The organism is Halothermothrix orenii H 168, assembly GCF_000020485.1.
In the GTDB taxonomy this organism is placed as follows: domain Bacteria; phylum Bacillota; class Halanaerobiia; order Halanaerobiales; family Halothermotrichaceae; genus Halothermothrix; species Halothermothrix orenii.
On sequence record NC_011899.1, the window covers coordinates 2084541 to 2101707 of the forward strand.

The 17167-nt window shown below is 40.3% G+C and carries 12 protein-coding genes; all 12 read right to left on the bottom strand.

The window, feature by feature from the left end; all coding sequences use genetic code 11:
• Positions 1-2: 2 nt before the first annotated feature.
• The gene (locus HORE_RS10075) at positions 3-335 is read right to left on the bottom strand and encodes a hypothetical protein (protein ID WP_167935785.1); all 333 of its coding nucleotides are present in this window, start codon (positions 333-335) and stop codon (positions 3-5) included.
• Positions 336-572: 237 nt separating this feature from the next.
• The gene (locus HORE_RS12560; protein WP_015923663.1) at positions 573-2627 is read right to left on the bottom strand and encodes a methyl-accepting chemotaxis protein; all 2055 of its coding nucleotides are present in this window, start codon (positions 2625-2627) and stop codon (positions 573-575) included.
• A 221-nt stretch (positions 2628-2848) separates the two neighbouring features.
• Positions 2849-4000 (bottom strand): sugar ABC transporter permease, encoded by a 1152-nt coding sequence (locus HORE_RS10085; RefSeq protein ID WP_015923664.1) that lies wholly within the window; start codon positions 3998-4000, stop codon positions 2849-2851.
• A gap of 1 nt (position 4001) precedes the next feature.
• Entirely contained in the window at positions 4002-5528 is a 1527-nt protein-coding gene (locus tag HORE_RS10090) for a xylose ABC transporter ATP-binding protein (RefSeq protein ID WP_041606078.1), read from the bottom strand.
• Positions 5529-5598: 70 nt separating this feature from the next.
• Positions 5599-6633: a D-xylose ABC transporter substrate-binding protein gene (xylF, locus tag HORE_RS10095; RefSeq protein ID WP_015923666.1), complete on the bottom strand. Its 1035-nt coding sequence runs from the start codon at positions 6631-6633 to the stop codon at positions 5599-5601.
• Between the two features lie 199 nt (positions 6634-6832).
• A complete protein-coding gene (gene xylB / locus HORE_RS10100) occupies positions 6833-8338 on the bottom strand; it encodes a xylulokinase (protein WP_015923667.1) in 1506 nt (501 codons plus the stop codon).
• A gap of 16 nt (positions 8339-8354) precedes the next feature.
• Positions 8355-9419, bottom strand: coding sequence for a TIM barrel protein (locus tag HORE_RS10105; RefSeq protein WP_015923668.1), 1065 nt, complete (start codon positions 9417-9419; stop codon positions 8355-8357).
• A gap of 126 nt (positions 9420-9545) precedes the next feature.
• Complete coding sequence (gene xylA / locus HORE_RS10110) at positions 9546-10865, bottom strand: xylose isomerase (RefSeq protein WP_015923669.1); 1320 nt, start codon at positions 10863-10865, stop codon at positions 9546-9548.
• Between the two features lie 13 nt (positions 10866-10878).
• A complete protein-coding gene (locus tag HORE_RS10115; protein ID WP_015923670.1) occupies positions 10879-12054 on the bottom strand; it encodes an ROK family transcriptional regulator in 1176 nt (391 codons plus the stop codon).
• Positions 12055-12465: 411 nt separating this feature from the next.
• A complete protein-coding gene (gene pulA, locus HORE_RS10120) occupies positions 12466-15504 on the bottom strand; it encodes a type I pullulanase (protein WP_083763057.1) in 3039 nt (1012 codons plus the stop codon).
• Between the two features lie 133 nt (positions 15505-15637).
• Positions 15638-15781, bottom strand: a complete 144-nt coding sequence (locus HORE_RS12995; RefSeq protein ID WP_167935786.1) for a hypothetical protein — start codon at positions 15779-15781, stop codon at positions 15638-15640.
• Between the two features lie 214 nt (positions 15782-15995).
• The gene (gene metX, locus HORE_RS10125; protein WP_015923672.1) at positions 15996-17102 is read right to left on the bottom strand and encodes a homoserine O-acetyltransferase MetX; all 1107 of its coding nucleotides are present in this window, start codon (positions 17100-17102) and stop codon (positions 15996-15998) included.
• Between the last annotated feature and the right edge of the window lie 65 nt (positions 17103-17167).

A 17167-nucleotide genomic window follows, 5' to 3' on the forward strand; every position in this document is an offset into this window, starting at 1 on the left:
AATTACTCACCTTCAAACCCTGTAATCTGCTTAAAGTACTTGTTAACCACATCACTTTTAATCCTGTTAAATCTGGCCTCCATCTCTTTAAGCTCTTTGGCCTTGTTTTTCTCCAGCTGCTGTGCGTACTCCCTGGCTTCCTGTTCTGCCTGTTTTACCAGATTTTTACCTTCCTGGCGGGCTTTAAGTAATCTCTTTTCCTTCTCCTGGTCCATTTTCTGACGATAATATTTACAGAGCTTTTTGGCTTCCTTGTGACCTTCTTCTTCCAACCTGCGGGCATCTTTTTCCACCTGTATTAAGGCCTCAATTAATTCTTCACGCAACCTACCCACCTTCTTCTAAATTATAGTAATTACTTTGATATTTTATCTTTTATTATACTCCTGTTTTGTGATAAAGTCAAACAAACTAACCCAGTGTTAACAGGACCTTAACAGAGTTTTTAAATTTTTTACTGAAGCGAAATATAATGAAAAAATAAGGGGTCATAATATGGATTTAAATCCATCATTATGACCCCTATATTACCCCCATTATGTAAAACCGGGAAGGTTTTATGGCAACTTTTTTTAAACCTTGAACTTCTTAATAAGAATCTCCAGCTCTTCGGCCATACTGGATAATGAAGCCGCAAGGCCGGCCAGTTCTTCAACAGACGATAACTGTTCTTCACTGGCAGCAGCAACTTCCTGGGTACTGGCTGATGTTTCCTCAGAGATAGCAGAAATATCTTCTATACTGGATACTATTTCCCCACTTTCCTGGTTTATATTTTTTACAATTTGAACTGACTGTTCAATTCCTTTACCAACTTCTGTAATGCTGTCACTGATTCTGTGAAAGGCTTCACTGGCTTTATTAACAACTACTTCTCCGTTTTCTATTTCTTCAACCCCTGCTTCCATTTTAGAACTGGCTTCACCGGTACCATTTTTTATCTCCATTATTAAACCCCTGATTTTGTCAGCAGAATTCACAGACTCCTCAGCAAGTTTTCTAATCTCTTCGGCCACAACACTAAAACCCTGACCGGCCTCACCGGCCCGGGCTGCTTCAATGGCAGCATTTAAGGCCAGGAGATTGGTCTGTTTTCCCAAATTGTTTATTATCTCTATTATAGAATCAATTTCTTCCGAAATTGAATTTAACCTGCCAATACTTGTTGCTACCTGCCGGATAGAACTTTTGATATTTTCCATCTGGGTTTTAACCTTATCAATCTCTGTCTGCCCTTCCCTGGCAGCACTGGTCATTTTTCCGGAAAGATCCGTCATTTTATTATTAAAATTATCAAGCTTATTTATACCCGCAGCCAGGTTCTGGATTCTATAATTAATCTTTTCAACACTTGCAGCCTGACTGTCAGAACCTGTTGCCACTTCCTGAATGGAAACAGCCACCTGGTTGGATATATTTTCAACCTCGCTGGATATATCCTGTAGTTTATTAGAAGATTCACCGACCTGTCCCGAGGTGTTATTAATGCTGGTAATAATATTCCTCAACTGATTAAACATATTATTAAAGGCCCTGGCGAGTAAACCAATTTCATCACCACGCCTGATATAACGCCTGTCAAGGAGTAATTCTTTATATAGATAGCCACTGCCAAGCTGGTTAAAAGAATACAAAAACTTATTAAAGGGCTTAAATTGCCATGTGATAAATATGTAACCACTTAGATACACTGCTATTATTCCCGTCAATGATATGTAAATAATAATATTACGTATACTACCCACTGGTTCTGTAATAGCCTTTTCAGGAATCTCAATGGCCAGATATATTTTTTTGCTTTTATCAAGCCTTTCCAGAATAAGATATTTATCTCCCACAACTTTTTTTATAGAATCGACGTTACTGTTAATCATCTTTTCAAACCAGGGATTTTTAATTCTGGTTCCAATAAGTTTATTTTGAGAATGACTCAATATTATGCCATCGGAGTTTATTAACTGAATTTCCCCATTTTCCAAGGTTCCTTCCCTGATTCCGGTTTCAAATGAATCCAGGGAAACCCCCATTACATAATATCCAATTACTTCAGCCCCATCGTTATCTTTCTTGATGGGAACCTGAAACAGGAGATAGGAACCCTTCTCATTTTTAAATATATGGTCAGGCCTTGCCGATTTGTATTGACTCTCTGGTAGTTGTTTAAATATATATTTTTCTAAACCCTCTTCACCCTGAAGCCTTGAATCTGCAATGACATAACCCCGTGTATTTGTCAAATAGGCAAATTTGAACGATTCATTTATTTTAGTGTGTTCATCTAATAACTTACTTCTTTCCACTATTATTTGAGAGTAATTATAATTATCCAGTGATAAGGACCGACCCTCTTCAAGGCTATTATTGATATTACTGTTCAGTATATTTACGAAAAAATATATTTCCTGCTGAGAAGTAAAGTACTTTATCTGGTTTTCCAGCCTTGTTATAAACTCATTAATCATATCTTTCTGCATCATTTTAATTACCCGGATCCGGTTATCGATCTGGGTAGTTACCACATTTTTTGTGCTTCTGTAAGTGAAAAAAGAAATTGATATAAGAACAATGACCATTACCAGGGAAACTACGGTCAGAATCTTCCATTTAAGCCCCATCTTCTTGAACATGCCCATTACCTCCTGTTAAATAGCCTGTCAGTTATTCTTTACAATGTATTATGTAAGTTGTAATAAATAATTAAGCATTATTTGCCATCTGAATTTAATTTTTTAGCTGGGGTCTCCCCCAGCTCTTAGAAATATTGTTTTTGCAGCCTGAATTTTAATTCACAATTGGAATTATAAAAACAGGATAGATGTCTAACTTACACGGTAAATTATACTTCAAATTATACTTCGGCAGCTTTCCCCTTGTTTTTGGAGGCAATATCAAACCAGACTGCCATAATTAACACTAACCCCTTCACTATAGACTGCCAGAACATGGGGACATTCATCAGACTCATCCCATTATCGAGACTGGCCATAACAATGGCACCGATAACTGCTCCACCGACACTACCGATACCACCCATCAAACTGGCTCCCCCGATAACACAGGCAGCAATAGCATCAAGTTCAGCGTTGGTACCGGCAGCAACTGAGGCAGCATTCAAACGGGAAGTTAATAAAATACCGCCTATTGCAGCCAGTAAGCCATTAAGCATAAATACAATAAGGGTAATTTTTTTGATGTTTATCCCTGATAAACTGGCAGCTTCGTTATTACCACCAATAGCATAAATATAACGGCCGAATACAGTGTTTCTGGTAACAAAGGAAAAAAGGAAAAGTAATACCAGGAGTAATAATAACGGAACAGGAATACCCTGATAACTATTCATTACAAATACAAATATAATTACGGCCAAAACCACAGCTATACTTTTAACTATTTCCAGTTTCATGGGCAGGACTTCAAAGTTATACTGTAATTTATTACGCCTTGTTTTATACTGATAATAAATAATATAGGCTATTACCAGGACACTCAGGATTATACCAAGCGATTTACTTAGGTACTCTTTACCGATATAGTAGTATAAATCCCCCATCGGGCCAATGGTTGTCCCCTGTGTTATACCGATAAGAATTCCCCTGAAGATCAACATACCACCCAGGGTTACTATAAATGAAGGTACTTTCTTATAAGCCACCCAGTAACCATTCCACAGACCCAGTAGTACACCAATAACCAGGGTGACCAGTATTGAAATTACGGGATTAAGTCCCATCCAGACATCAAAGATAGCTATAATACCACCGGTTAAACCAACAATAGACCCAACTGACAGGTCTATCTGTCCCAGAATTATGACCATAACCATTCCGATGGCCAGTATTGAGGTAAATACCGACTGTCTAAAAAGGTTGGATAGGTTCCTCGGTGTTAAGAAGGATCCACCGGTAATTGCTGTAAATATTACCCAGATAAGTACGACGGCAATTACCATCATGTAAGTCTTGATATTAATATTTAATTTAAATTTCCTGGACTCCATTTTATTCCCCCCCTGTAGCACATACCATGATTTCTTCCTGGGTTACATCCCTGGAACTATTATCGAATTCTCCAGTTACTTCACCTTCATGAATTACTAAAACCCTGTCACTCATTCCCAGTATCTCTGGTAATTCAGAGGAAACCATGATAATACCAACTCCATCTTCAGCCATTTCTTTCATTAAATTGTATATTTCATGTTTGGCCCCCACATCAATACCTCTGGTGGGTTCATCCATTATCAGTACTTCAGGATCTGTAAGCAGGTTTTTGGCCAGAACAACCTTCTGCTGGTTACCCCCACTCAAATTAAAGATATTGGTCTCCAGAGATGCTGTCTTTACCCTGAGCTCTTTAACGAGCTTTTTGACACTGATAATTTCACGGTTTTTATCAACAGTTAAAAAGTTTTTAAAATCATTTAATGCCGCAATAGAAGTATTTTGTCTAACATCCATTGTATGAATAAGTCCCAATCTTTTTCTATCTTCCGATACCAGGGCAATACCTTTATCCAGGGCCTCCCTGGGGGTTTTTATATCAACCCTGTTATTATTGAGATATACTTCCCCCTCACTTTCACCGGGGAAAGCCCCAAAAATACTATTTACAAGTTCAGTCCTTCCGGCTCCAACCAGGCCAAATATCCCCAGGATTTCTCCCTTCCTCAGGGTAAAACTTACATTATTAACAAGTTTTTTGCCTGGATTTCCGGGGTCTTTAACAGAGAAGTTTTTAACCTCCAGAATCTTACCTTCTGGCCTATTGGTTTTTTCAGGATACATCTGGGTGATTTCTCGACCAACCATCATCTGAACGACATCACGCTCTGTTAACTCATCTGCACTACCATATCCAACTGATTCCCCATCTCTTAATACCGTAATATGGTCTGCAATTGTGAAAACCTCATTTAGTTTGTGAGAAATATAAATACAGGTTACTCCATCATTTCTTAATTCTTCAAGAATATCCAGTAAGATATCAACTTCGTTATCGGTCAGGGATGCCGTAGGTTCATCCAGTATCAGAATACGGGAGTTTTTCCTCAGGGCTTTAGCTATTTCAACAAGCTGCTGCTTACCAACCCCCAGTTCTCCAACTTTAGTTGTCGGTTTGACCCCTTCAAGTCTTAGTTTCTTAATCCATTTATTGGTTTCAGCATACATTGCATCCCAGTTTAAAATACCCCTGTTTTCAATCTGGTGACCCATAAAAATATTTTCAGCTACATTTAACTCTTCAAAAAGAGTCAATTCCTGATGAATGACTGCTATACCGACTTTTTCAGCATCAACAATGGAATGAAACTCCTGTTTTTTCCCGTTAATATATATCTCACCTTCATAACTACCACAGGGGTATACACCACTTAATATCTTTATGAGGGTTGACTTTCCAGCCCCATTTTCACCACATAGGGCGTGTATTTCTCCCTTTTTTACTTTGATTGATACTTTATCCAGAGCCCTGACACCCGGAAAATCTTTTACTATATTTTTTGTCTCCAGGATATAGTCCTCCACCATTACCCCCCCTTTAACATAGTTAGGGAGAGGGGACAGTACCTGTCCCCTCTATTCTTTTTTACTGAAATTATAGTTCAGGCCATTCTTCCCTGGGTACATTTTTATATACGTCTTCTAAACTATGGAAACCATCTTTGATAATTGTTTCAACCATATTATCTTTATCGACTGCAATTGGCTCCAGCAGAATGGAAGGAACATCGATCTTGCCATTATTTACCTTACCATTTGTTTTAACTTCTTCCCCTTTAGCCATGGCTACTGCGACTTCAGCTGCCCTGTTAGCCAGCTTACTAATTGGTTTATAAATGGTCATGGTCTGAGTACCTTCAACAACACGCTGACAGGCAGCCAGGTCGGCATCCTGACCAGATACCAGCACCTTTCCGTCAAGGTTCTGCTCTGCCAGGGCTTCAATAGCTCCACCGGCAGTACTATCATTGGAAGCAACAATTACATCAATATCATTGTTGTTTGCAGTCAGGGCATTCTCAATTATCTTCATGGCTTCCTGAGGTAACCAGTCCTTGGCCCACTGATCACCTACTACCTCAATATCTCCCCTTTCAATATAGGGGTTAAGTACATTCATCTGTCCCTGCCTGAAGAGTTTAGCGTTATTGTCGGTAGGAGAACCACCTAAAAGAAAGTACTTCCCACTTGGTTTCCTGTCAACCAGGTATTGGGCCTGTAACTCTCCAACCCGGATATTATCGAAAGAAATATAATGGTCAACATCACAGTCCATTAACAATCTATCATAAGCCAGGACCTTAACTCCATTACGGTGAGCTTCCCTGACAATACTGCCCATAATTTTACCATTGTGGGGCACAACTACCAGTACGTCGATGCCCTGGGTAATCAGGTTTTCAGCCTGGGATAACTGCACCATATCATCACTATTGGCAGACTGTACCAATACTTTTGCACCTAATTCTTCAGCCCTTTTAACAAAGATGTCACGGTCATGCTGCCATCTCTCCAGCCTCAGGTTGTCCATTGAAAGACCGATTACCAATTCATCATCAGCCAGTGCCTCTGTTACAACCAGTCCTGTGAAAAGCATTACCAGTGTTAAAATTGCAAATATTTTTTTCATTAAAATTACCCCCTTAAGTTTGATTAGTGTTTTTAAGGTAATAATTTAGAAAATTTAAATCATAAAGAACGTCCCACTTAGTAGTAAAATATGTATTAAATCACCTCCTCTTAAGTAGATTATAAATTGTGTTCATATATACCGTAATATTTATATCACCAGTTTATGAACAGAAAAATCAAATATAAAAGGATCTGATTTAATTATTGAGGTCAGACAGGGCCTTAAAGTCATCCTTTAAGCTGGTATAAAGCTTCCTGTATAACTGATAGAGGTCATTATAATGCTGTACATTATTGGAATCAGGTTCAATAGTTTTTCTAACTTTAATTATCTTATCTTCAGCTTCTTTAAAGTTGGCATACTCACCTACTCCAACCCCGGCAATTAAAGCTGCTCCAAAGGCAGGTCCTTCCTCAATATTTAAGAGGTTTATCTCCTGGCCGAAGATGTCAGCCATAATCTGCTGCCAGATTCTACTCTTAGCTCCACCACCTATAGCCCTTATCTCCTTAATGGTTACTCCTTTTTCTTTAATTAATTCCAGAGAATCCTTCAATCCAAAGGTAACACCTTCCATGACCGCTCTTATAAAATGCCCCTGATGGTGTTTACCAGATATTCCAAAATAAACCCCGCGGGCATTGGCATCAGCATGGGGTGTCCTCTCTCCATAGAGATAGGGTAAAAAGAGGAGTCCTTCACAACCAGGGTCAACACTATCTGCCAGCTCATTTAATTTATCATAATCCAGCCTGTCATTGAACATCTTTTCCTTCATCCATTTAAAAGACATTCCTGCTGAGAGCATAACCCCCATCATATACCATTTATCAGGGGCAGCGTGGTTAAAGAGATGGATCCTTCCCTGCTTATCAGCTCTCGGGTTATTGGCCTGGGCCAAAACTACTCCAGACGAACCAACACTGACCATAACCCTTCCTTCGCTTACAATACCACTACCTACAGCTCCACAGGCATTATCAGCTCCACCGGCTACTACCGGTGTCCCCGGTTTCAACCCGGTTTCTACTGCCACCCCAGGTAATACTTTACCGGCAATTTCAGTGGAATCCAGGACAGGAGGTAACATCTCCCTGTCAAGATTGAGTCTGTCTAAAATCTCTTTTGACCAATCCTTTTCAACTACATCCAGTAACAGAGTCCCGGCTGCATCGGATACTTCAGTATTTATCTCTCCGGTCAGCTTATACCTGATATAGTCTTTGGGTAATAAAACAAGCTTAACTTCTTCGAAATTTTCAGGCTCATTGTCCCGTAACCACAATATCTTGGGAGCAGTAAACCCTTCCAGAGCCGGGTTAGAAACCAGATCTATTAATGATTCTAAACCATCAACCCGGTTATAAATTTCCTGACACTGCCTGGTGGTACGGGTATCACTCCAGAGAATAGCCGGTCTAATAACCTCCATTTTATCATTGAGAAAAACAGAGCTGTGCATCTGTCCTGAAAGACTGATTCCCCTGACTGTTCCAGGATCAATTTGACTATCAGTAAGAAGGCCATTGATTACCTTTTTTGTAGCCTGCCACCAGTCCTCAGGATCCTGTTCCGCCCAGCCTGGATTGGGGGTCGCCAGGGGGTAACCTTCAGTCCTGGATGCAACTATATCACCTGTAACGGAAACAAGGATACCCTTGACACCACTTGTTCCGATATCGAGACCAATTAAATAACCCAACTTATCTCACCATCCTTTATGATAGTTTCTTCCTTTCGTCATATAGCTTGTCTATATAACTTTTGTCAAGTCCCAGTGCTTCATAGACTACTTCATATGCCCCGATTGCATCTTTATTCTGCTGGGCTTTTACAAGTTCTTTATCATCTATCCTGGCAGCCAGGTCATAAATAAATTCCCAGTGTATTATACTCCTTTTGACAGCTTCGATGGGATTAACAGTTAACGGGAAAATATCGAATCCTACCCGCTCACCGTTCTGTCCATAATCCATCCGTTGTAATTCCCTGGCTATAGCCAGAGATTGGATAAAATTATTGGTGCCAGTAATAAAATCATCATCAAATTTATCCCAGCCATCATTGGCGTGGAGGTGACCCAGTAAACCCTCTGACCCGAGTAACGCAGCATACTCAGCCAGGGGCTCATTATTCATTAAAAGGTGCTGCCAGTCCAGATTTATTTTTAGATTGGTAACGTCAATGCCCATTTTTTCAATTTTATTTATGGTAAATAACGTCATCCCGATATCTCGCATCAAAACCCGGCGGGCCGGTTCACTGTTTTTATGTTCCAGAAAAACAGCTACCCCTTTCTGCCCGGCATATTCAACAACTTCTCCAATACCTTCTATAAATCTATTCCATATTTCTGAATAATTAACTTCAAAGGGGTAATTATAGCCTTCACCCCCGGGCCAGATAATCAGGTGAGAATTCTCACTGGCCGCCAGATCTACCGCCCGTTTAGCCAGATATATAGCCTTACTTCTTAAATTATCGTCAGGGTTTACAAAAGAGCCGTTTATAAACTCCTTCATATTATGAAAACCGAGTGGTATAGCATATATATCCTTATCACCCAGGGCATTTTTAATTTTATCTACATTATTCTCGTTTATCTCATTGGGGTAATGAAACTCAAATCCATCCACCCAGTCTTCCAGTCCATCGACTACTCTTTTTACTTTTTCGAACATTCTCTCATTTCGCAGGCCAGATCTATACCCGTCAGGTAAAAATCTGGTGGATCCAGGCCCGAAGGCCCAGATCCCTACACTGTTTTTTAATCTTTTTCCCACTTTGACCACCCCGGTTCCAGTATTAATTACAGCATATTAAAGGTAGAATAGTGGTTAATTCACAAAAATACAAAACTGAGTACTTCTGTGATATAAAATCAGGCACTTTACTATTGTGATAAAAAACTAAGCTTCGATGATATATTTGTTAACAATAGATTCCAGCAATTCCTGGCGTCCAGAAACATTGGTAATCTTACCATTATTCAGGGCATAATCTTCAAGTTCTTTAAAACCAACTTCACCCTTAACAATCTTCTCTCCAATACCATTACGATAACTCTTATAACGTTCTGAGATAAAGTCTTCCAGTTCTCCACTTTCAAGGAGTTTATGGGCAACCTTTAAACCACGGGCAAAGGCATCCATTCCGGCAATGTGAGCATAGAAGAGATCAACAGGTTCGAAAGACGCCCTCCTTACTTTAGCATCAAAGTTTAACCCTCCGGGTTCAAGACCACCATTTTTCAGTATTTCATACATGGCAAGGGTGGTTTCATAAATATTGGTCGGGAACTGGTCGGTATCCCAGCCCAGTAACAGGTCACCCTGGTTGGCATCTACACTACCCAGCATTCCATTTATTCTTGAAACATGGAGTTCATGCTGGAAAGTATGGCCAGCCAGAGTAGCATGGTTTGCTTCTATGTTTAGTTTAAAATGTTTATCAAGGTCATACTTTTTCAAAAAACTAATAACAGTTGCAGCATCAAAGTCATACTGGTGCTTGGTTGGCTCTTTTGGTTTGGGTTCGATTAAAAACTGCCCTTCAAATCCAATCTCTCTGGCATAGTCAACAGCCATGTGCAGGAACCGGGCGAAGTTTTCCTGCTCGAGTTCCATATCGGTATTTAACAGGGTTTCATAACCCTCACGACCACCCCAGAAGACATAGTTTTCACCACCGAGTTCTTTGGTAATCTCCATGGCTTTTTTAACCTGGGCAGCGGCATAGGCAAAAACATCAGCGTTGGGGGAAGTAGCCGCTCCATGAACAAACCTGGGGTTTGAGAATAGATTGGCTGTACCCCAGAGAAGCTTAATACCGGTTTCATCCATTAATTCTTTTATTAAAGAAACAATTTCATCAAGGTTTTTATTGGTCTCAGCCAGTGTTCTTCCTTCCGGAGCAATATCCCTGTCATGGAAACAGAAGTATTTGACACCCAGTTTGCTCATAAATTCAAAGGCAGCCCTGACCCTGGCTTTAGCAAGCTCCATAGGATCAGTTGCAGTATCCCATGGTCTTAACATGGTTCCCATTCCGAAGGGGTCGGATCCATCCCCGGTCAGGGTGTGCCAGTAAGCCACTGAAAACCTCAAATGTTCCTCCATTGTTTTGCCGCCAACTTTTTCTTCAGGATTGTAGTACTTAAAGGCAAGAGGGTTATCAGAATCTTTTCCTTCATATTTTATTGTTTGTGGTACATTTTTAAATACTTCCATTTAAGTCGCCTCCCTAATTTTTTTTAGTTTCAAAATCTATACTTTTATTAAAAACATAACTGGCCAGCCCGTACAAACAGGCCAGATCTTTAAGCCTGGTAAACTCAATATCAACCTTATCATAAGAAAGGAGCAGGCATTTTTCTTTCAGAATACTTTGTACAGTATCTATAATTAAGGTGTCGGCTTCAATTATACCCCCTCCAAGGACAATCAACCTCGGGCTGAGGCTGTTAACTATATTGGCAAGGCCCAGGCCGATATTATGAGCAGCCTGTTTAACCACACTTAAGGCCCTATCCTCACCTTCAATGGCTTTCCGGTAAATTTCGTTCTTTTCCACATTTTCTTCCCCGGTCAACTCCTGATATTCCTTCTGGATATGGTTTTCAGAAGCCAGGGTTTCCCAGCACCCACTATTACCACAGTGGCATAATGGTCCATCACTATCAATGATAATATGTCCAAACTCACCGGCATTACCTCCGGCTCCCCGGTAAAGCCGTCCATTAAAGATAAGCCCACACCCGATACCTTCATTAATCGATACATAAACCATATCTTTAATATCGGGATAAACAAACTCCTTTTCACCTACTGCTGCTGCATTGGCTTCATTTTCAAGAACAACCGGAACCCCATATTTATCCTCAAAATATTTTACAATAGGCACTTTACTCCAGCCTAAATTGGGAGCAAACTCCAGCAAACCTTCTTCTTTATCAATCAGGCCGGGAACAGCCACCCCGATACCGAGTATTTTATCTGGCTTTATTTCCCTTTCTGACAGGATTTTCTCAATTTCTGAAAAAATTTGAGAAATGGTCTCCTTCGCCTGGGCGGGCCCGTTTATTGGAAATACAGTTTTGGCCACAACCTTAATTTTTAAATTAAATAATACAATTTTAACCCGGGTCACTTCTACTTCAACACTTATTATATATCCCTTATCGGGGTTAACGGTAAGATAGACCGGTTTTCTTCCACCACTGGAATATCCCTTTTCAGTTTCAATAACAAACCCCTGATCAATCAGGGCCTTAACATGGTTGGAAATAGTACCGGCACTGTAATCAGTATTATCGGCTAACTCTTTCCGGGTTATTGGTCCCTCTTTATGAATCAGCTTAAAAATCCTTTTCTGGTTTAAATTTTTTATAAAGGTGGAGTTTCCCACTTTAACATTCATATAAAATCAACCCTTCCTTATACCATATCTGTTATGGACTTATAAACTTATTTCTATATCAGTTTAATACTTGATTAGTTTAATACTTGATTAAACACTTATTTTAACCTTTAAATTAATAATTAATCTCTACTCCATTTTATTAAGATTGCTGAACTAAAGGGCTTTAGCTTCAATTTACAGAATATTGCATTTTTGAGATAATTATTTAATATAATACTTAATTTAAGTCTTGAAATATGTTTACAATAAATATATTCAATACGCTTTCAAAAAATCCTTCTTTTTTTAAAAAATTTTTTGATTTTTTTATATGAAAAAAACCCCCGGATGAAAACCGGGGGTTTTTTAGCTTATTTTTAGCTAAATAATATATCTATATATTTACCCAGAATTAATTTACCTGAACCCTTATTTATGAATAACCACACAGGAAATCGGGGGTACAACTACTTCGCCATCCCTGACAACTACTTCGGTTTCAGCAAGGGGTTCTACTCCGGCCCTGTCACCATCGACTACTACCTTCCAGCTGGGGTCAACACCGTCAACCTCAACCGTTTTATTTTCTTTATTAGCATTGTAAATAACCACTATCTCTTTCCAGGGATCAGTTCCATCCTGTTCTTCAAGACGATAGGCAACCAGGAAGGGAATATCTTCTTCAATAAAGGTTAACCCCTTCTGGATTTCTTCCATGGTTTCCATTCTAAAGGCCTCGTGTGATTTTCTAAGTTCAATAAGCCCCTTAAAGTATTCATAGACATCAGCATATTTAACCTTACGGGACCAGTCAATCTGGTTGGTCAAATCACCCGAATCATAACTGTTATGGTCGACCCCATACCTATCATTATCGGGGTCGGGTTTACTCCTTAACAATTCGGCTCCACCATGAATAAAGGGTTTACCCTGGGAAGTCAGGATTACTGCATGGGCCAGTTTGTGCATCTGCTTCCTTTCTTCTTCGGTAGCATTGGGAGTTGACCCGACAATTTTGTCCCAGAGAGTATAACCATCATGGCAGGTAACATAGGTAATAGTTTCTTCAGGGTCATCAGCAAAACGATTATAGGGATTACCATCAATCAATACCGGTGAAGTGTAATCAACCATACCGGCAATTATTCCTGATCTGATAAGGGGTTCTTTGTTCTTCTGCCTCTGAACAAACCCACCTTCGGGGAGCGGAGAGGCATAATACTCATGTTTCAGGGCATCTCTTAAACCATCATTAAAGACGGCAATAGCATGTTCCATCTGGAGGCAGCTTCTTTCAGCCCCGGCCCCCTTAATGTAACGGTCTTTAACAGGGAGGGTCCCCATATTCCAGCCCTCACCATGGAGGACCACATCAGGATTGATGGACCTTAAGGTGCTGGCAACCTTTTTCATGGTTGTCTCATCATGTAATCCCATCAGGTCAAACCGGAAACCATCGACATGATATTCTTCAACCCAGTATCTGGTTGAATCCACAATAAGTTTCCTCATCATGGCCCGTTCAGAAGCGGTATCATTACCACAACCGGAACCACTGGTGAAGGAACCATCGGGGTTACGCCTGTAATAATAGTTGGGGACAATATCTTCAAAGGTGCTGGTTTTAGCGGTATGGTTATAAACTACATCAAGGACAACCCCAATACCGGCATCGTGTAAAGCCTTAATGAGGGTTTTTAATTCCTTAATTCTCAGATGTGGATCTGAGGGATCCAGTGAATACCAGCCTTCAGGTGTAAAGTAGTTATGAGGGTCATAACCCCAGTTATAATTGGCCTCACCGGCACTACCGATATTTTCAAAATCCTTATTGAACTCATTACCGTAATAGAAGTTTAAAACCGGCATTAACTGAACATGGGTAATACCCAGGTCCTTTAAGTGAGGTATCTTATCAATAAACCCTAAATAGGTACCTTTTTTCTCAAAATCAACTCCTGAATCAACGGAAATAGTAAAATCACGGACTGACATTTCATAGATAACTACATCTTCCTGGTCTTCAATGGAGACATAGTCATCCTGATTCCAGCCTTCAGGATCAGTCAGATCAAGGTCAACAATGGCTCCCTTACCAACCTTATCAGGACCATTACTGTTAAACCCGGCCATAGATCTAGCATAGGGATCCAGGGCATTCCGGGTCTGACCGTTGTTGGTAACACTATACTGGTAGAATTCACCAAGTAAATCGCCTGCAACCGTTACACTCCAGACACCTTTATCTCCTTTGTTCATGGGCACAATTTTATATGGCTTTTGATCATTACCCTCTTTAAACAATTTTAATTTAACCTCAGTTGCCAGGGGTGCCCAGAGTTTAAAGGTGGTAGCCTCCGGTTTATAAAGGGCCCCCAGTTCACCGTCATAGGCAAAAGCCTTATCAATGGCTTCAGGTCCAAGAATAGTCTTGCCTTCCAGGGCCCCGCACTCAATTTTATAGGTTTTATTATAATCAAGGTCTTCCCTGGTAGTCAGGACATAAACGGGAGCCTGGGACATATCAAGCTTTTTAAGGGGAACATAATCATAACCGTCCCTGATATAAATCGGTTTACTGATCTCTGAGCGGAACTCGACCTCAATGGTTCTCCTGTCCTTAATAACAGCACTGACCACTTTATTACCGGCAGCATTGAGGGCTTCTTCTTTATTCAGGAACTCTTTAACTTCACCGGAAACACACCAGATTTCTTTATTCTTATCGGGATCAGGATATGTCCTGTCCGGCTGCGGATCCTTTATATTTCCTTTATGTATAATGAAGTTGAGGTCTCCAACACCTTCATTATACGGAATATCCCAGTAAGCACCATAGTCATCAATACCGGTTATAGGTAAAGGGCTTCCCCAGGTAACTGGAGGTCCGGCATAACCTTCACCCCAGAGATGGAGTCCCCAGCCCTCATAATTTTCATCAAAACGGCGGTAATGAAGCCTGACATGGCCTTCAGGTATTTCAGTGGCTCCTTTTTTTACCCTGGGTCTTATATCTTCAAGGGTAACAGTATTTTTCTCAAATTTTCCTTCCATTGAAGCAATGGCTTCTTCTTTACTGGTGTATTCAGTAACATCACCGGTAACACACCAGATTTCTTTGTTATTATCGGGATCAGGATAGGCCCTGTCAGGTTTAGGGTCCTTATTATCCCCTCTGTGGATAATAAAATTAAGATCCCCTGTTCCTTCCTTATAAGGCACATCCCAGTAAGCACCATAGTCGTCAAAGCCTGTTATGGGAAGAGGAGCAGTCCATTCTACCCTGTCTCCCGCATAACCCTTACCCCAGACGTGAAGTCCCCAGCCTCTATAATCAGCATCATAGCGATGGTAGTGAATACGGACATGGCCGTCAGGAACATCACTGGCCTGGGTTAGAGGAGCAAATGAAAATAGTAATACTAATGCAAGTACTAAAAATACTAACCTTGAATAACGGTTACCCATTAACTCATACCTCCCTGTTTTATTTATAACTTAAATATAGTTTATAATAAGCCCGGCCCGGTTTTAAAAGCAATCCCGGACAGAGCTTTAAAAACCTGAAAAAAATATAAATGCGGTCGCAAACGTTTGCATTTTAAGTAAAACCTGTTCTCTTACTGACAGATTTGTGACCTGCCTTTTTTATCATGGTTCTTTTACCATGTTTTTTTGCTACCAGAACCCACAGAATCAATAACAGGATATATGTACTATTATTTAGGTTCTCTATAAAAACCAAATTTCCTCCCTGGATTAAACAAAAATTTTTAATTTTTCATTTTTTATAAATAAAGACTCTTTTTTATGACTTTTATGTTTTTTAAGTGGTCAGTATAATCATCAGGATCTTTTATTTATTTTTTTATTTTAAACATCGTTTAGTTAGCTAATTCCCTCATTAAAAACTAATTCCCTCATTAAAAAAAAGAGCAGCCAGTTAATCAGCCACCTTTTTAAGAAAACCAGTTATTTAAAATTTTAGCAAGTTTCCTGAATTCTATCAAAAAAGCATCATGGCCATATCTGGACTTAATTTCCCGGTGATAAGCTTTCTTACCCTGTTTTAGCATAATTTCTACAATCTCTACAGATTCTCCGGGATCAAACAGCTGGTCTGTATCTGTAGTAATAATAAGGGTTTTCGCCTTTATCCTGGAGATGGCCTCCTCCAGGGAAGAATAACCCCGGGCCAGATCAAATAAATCCATGGCCTTATTAAGACACAGCAGGGAGTTGGCATCAAAACGGCCAGTAAATTTCTGCCCCTGATATTCCAGGTAATTGTTAACCTCAAACTCCCTGTTTTTCATTTTTCTCCCGAACCGTTCCTGGAAAAGATCTGGAGTCCGGTAAGTAAGCATCCCCACCATCCGGGCCAGCTGCAAACCTTTTACTGGATACCGCCCCGTGTTATAATACCGCCCCCCCTGCCAGTCCGGATCATTCTTTATAGCCCGGGAGGCAATGGTATTGTAGGCAATTTCCCGGGCCCGGAGACGGGCTGGAGCACTGATAGCCACTACCTGACGAACCAGCTCAGGGTAGTCAACACCCCACCTGAGGGCCTGCATTCCTCCCAGGGAGCCTCCGATAACCGTATCAATTCCCTTAATTCCTAATTTACGCAGTAATTTAAACTGGGCCTTCACCATATCCTTTACTGTAATCACGGGGAAATCAGGACCATAAGGTTCACCGGTTTCAGGATTTATAGAACAGGGGCCAGTGGTCCCATAACAGCTTCCCAGGATATTACTACAGATTACAAAATACCGGTCTGTATCGATGATTTGCCCGGGTCCAATCAAATCATCCCACCAGCCATACCTGTCTTCATGGGGATAATAACCGGCTACATGGGCATCTGCCGTAAGATGATGGACTACCAGAATGACATTATTCCGTTTAGAATTTAGCCTGCCATAACACTCATAGGTAATGGTCACAGGCTTTAACTTCTCCCCATTTTCCAGGGTAAGCCCTTCTTTTATTAGGATTTTTGCAGGGGAAACTTCCCCTATACCACTTTGCCCCGGTTCATTCAAGGCACTGAAAGACATTCTATCTACTCCCTTCTGACCTTTCAGATAGACAATAAGCTTTTAATAAAACCAGACAAACAGTA

Coding starts and splice junctions, on each gene's coding strand:
- HORE_RS12560 (WP_015923663.1), bottom strand. CDS start 2,627: ATGTTCAAGAAGATGGGGCTTAAATGGAAGATTCTGACCGTAGTTTCC.
- HORE_RS10085 (WP_015923664.1), bottom strand. CDS start 4,000: ATGGAGTCCAGGAAATTTAAATTAAATATTAATATCAAGACTTACATG.
- xylF (WP_015923666.1), bottom strand. CDS start 6,633: ATGAAAAAAATATTTGCAATTTTAACACTGGTAATGCTTTTCACAGGA.
- xylA (WP_015923669.1), bottom strand. CDS start 10,865: ATGGAAGTATTTAAAAATGTACCACAAACAATAAAATATGAAGGAAAA.
- HORE_RS10115 (WP_015923670.1), bottom strand. CDS start 12,054: ATGAATGTTAAAGTGGGAAACTCCACCTTTATAAAAAATTTAAACCAG.
- pulA (WP_083763057.1), bottom strand. CDS start 15,504: ATGGGTAACCGTTATTCAAGGTTAGTATTTTTAGTACTTGCATTAGTA.
- metX (WP_015923672.1), bottom strand. CDS start 17,102: ATGTCTTTCAGTGCCTTGAATGAACCGGGGCAAAGTGGTATAGGGGAA.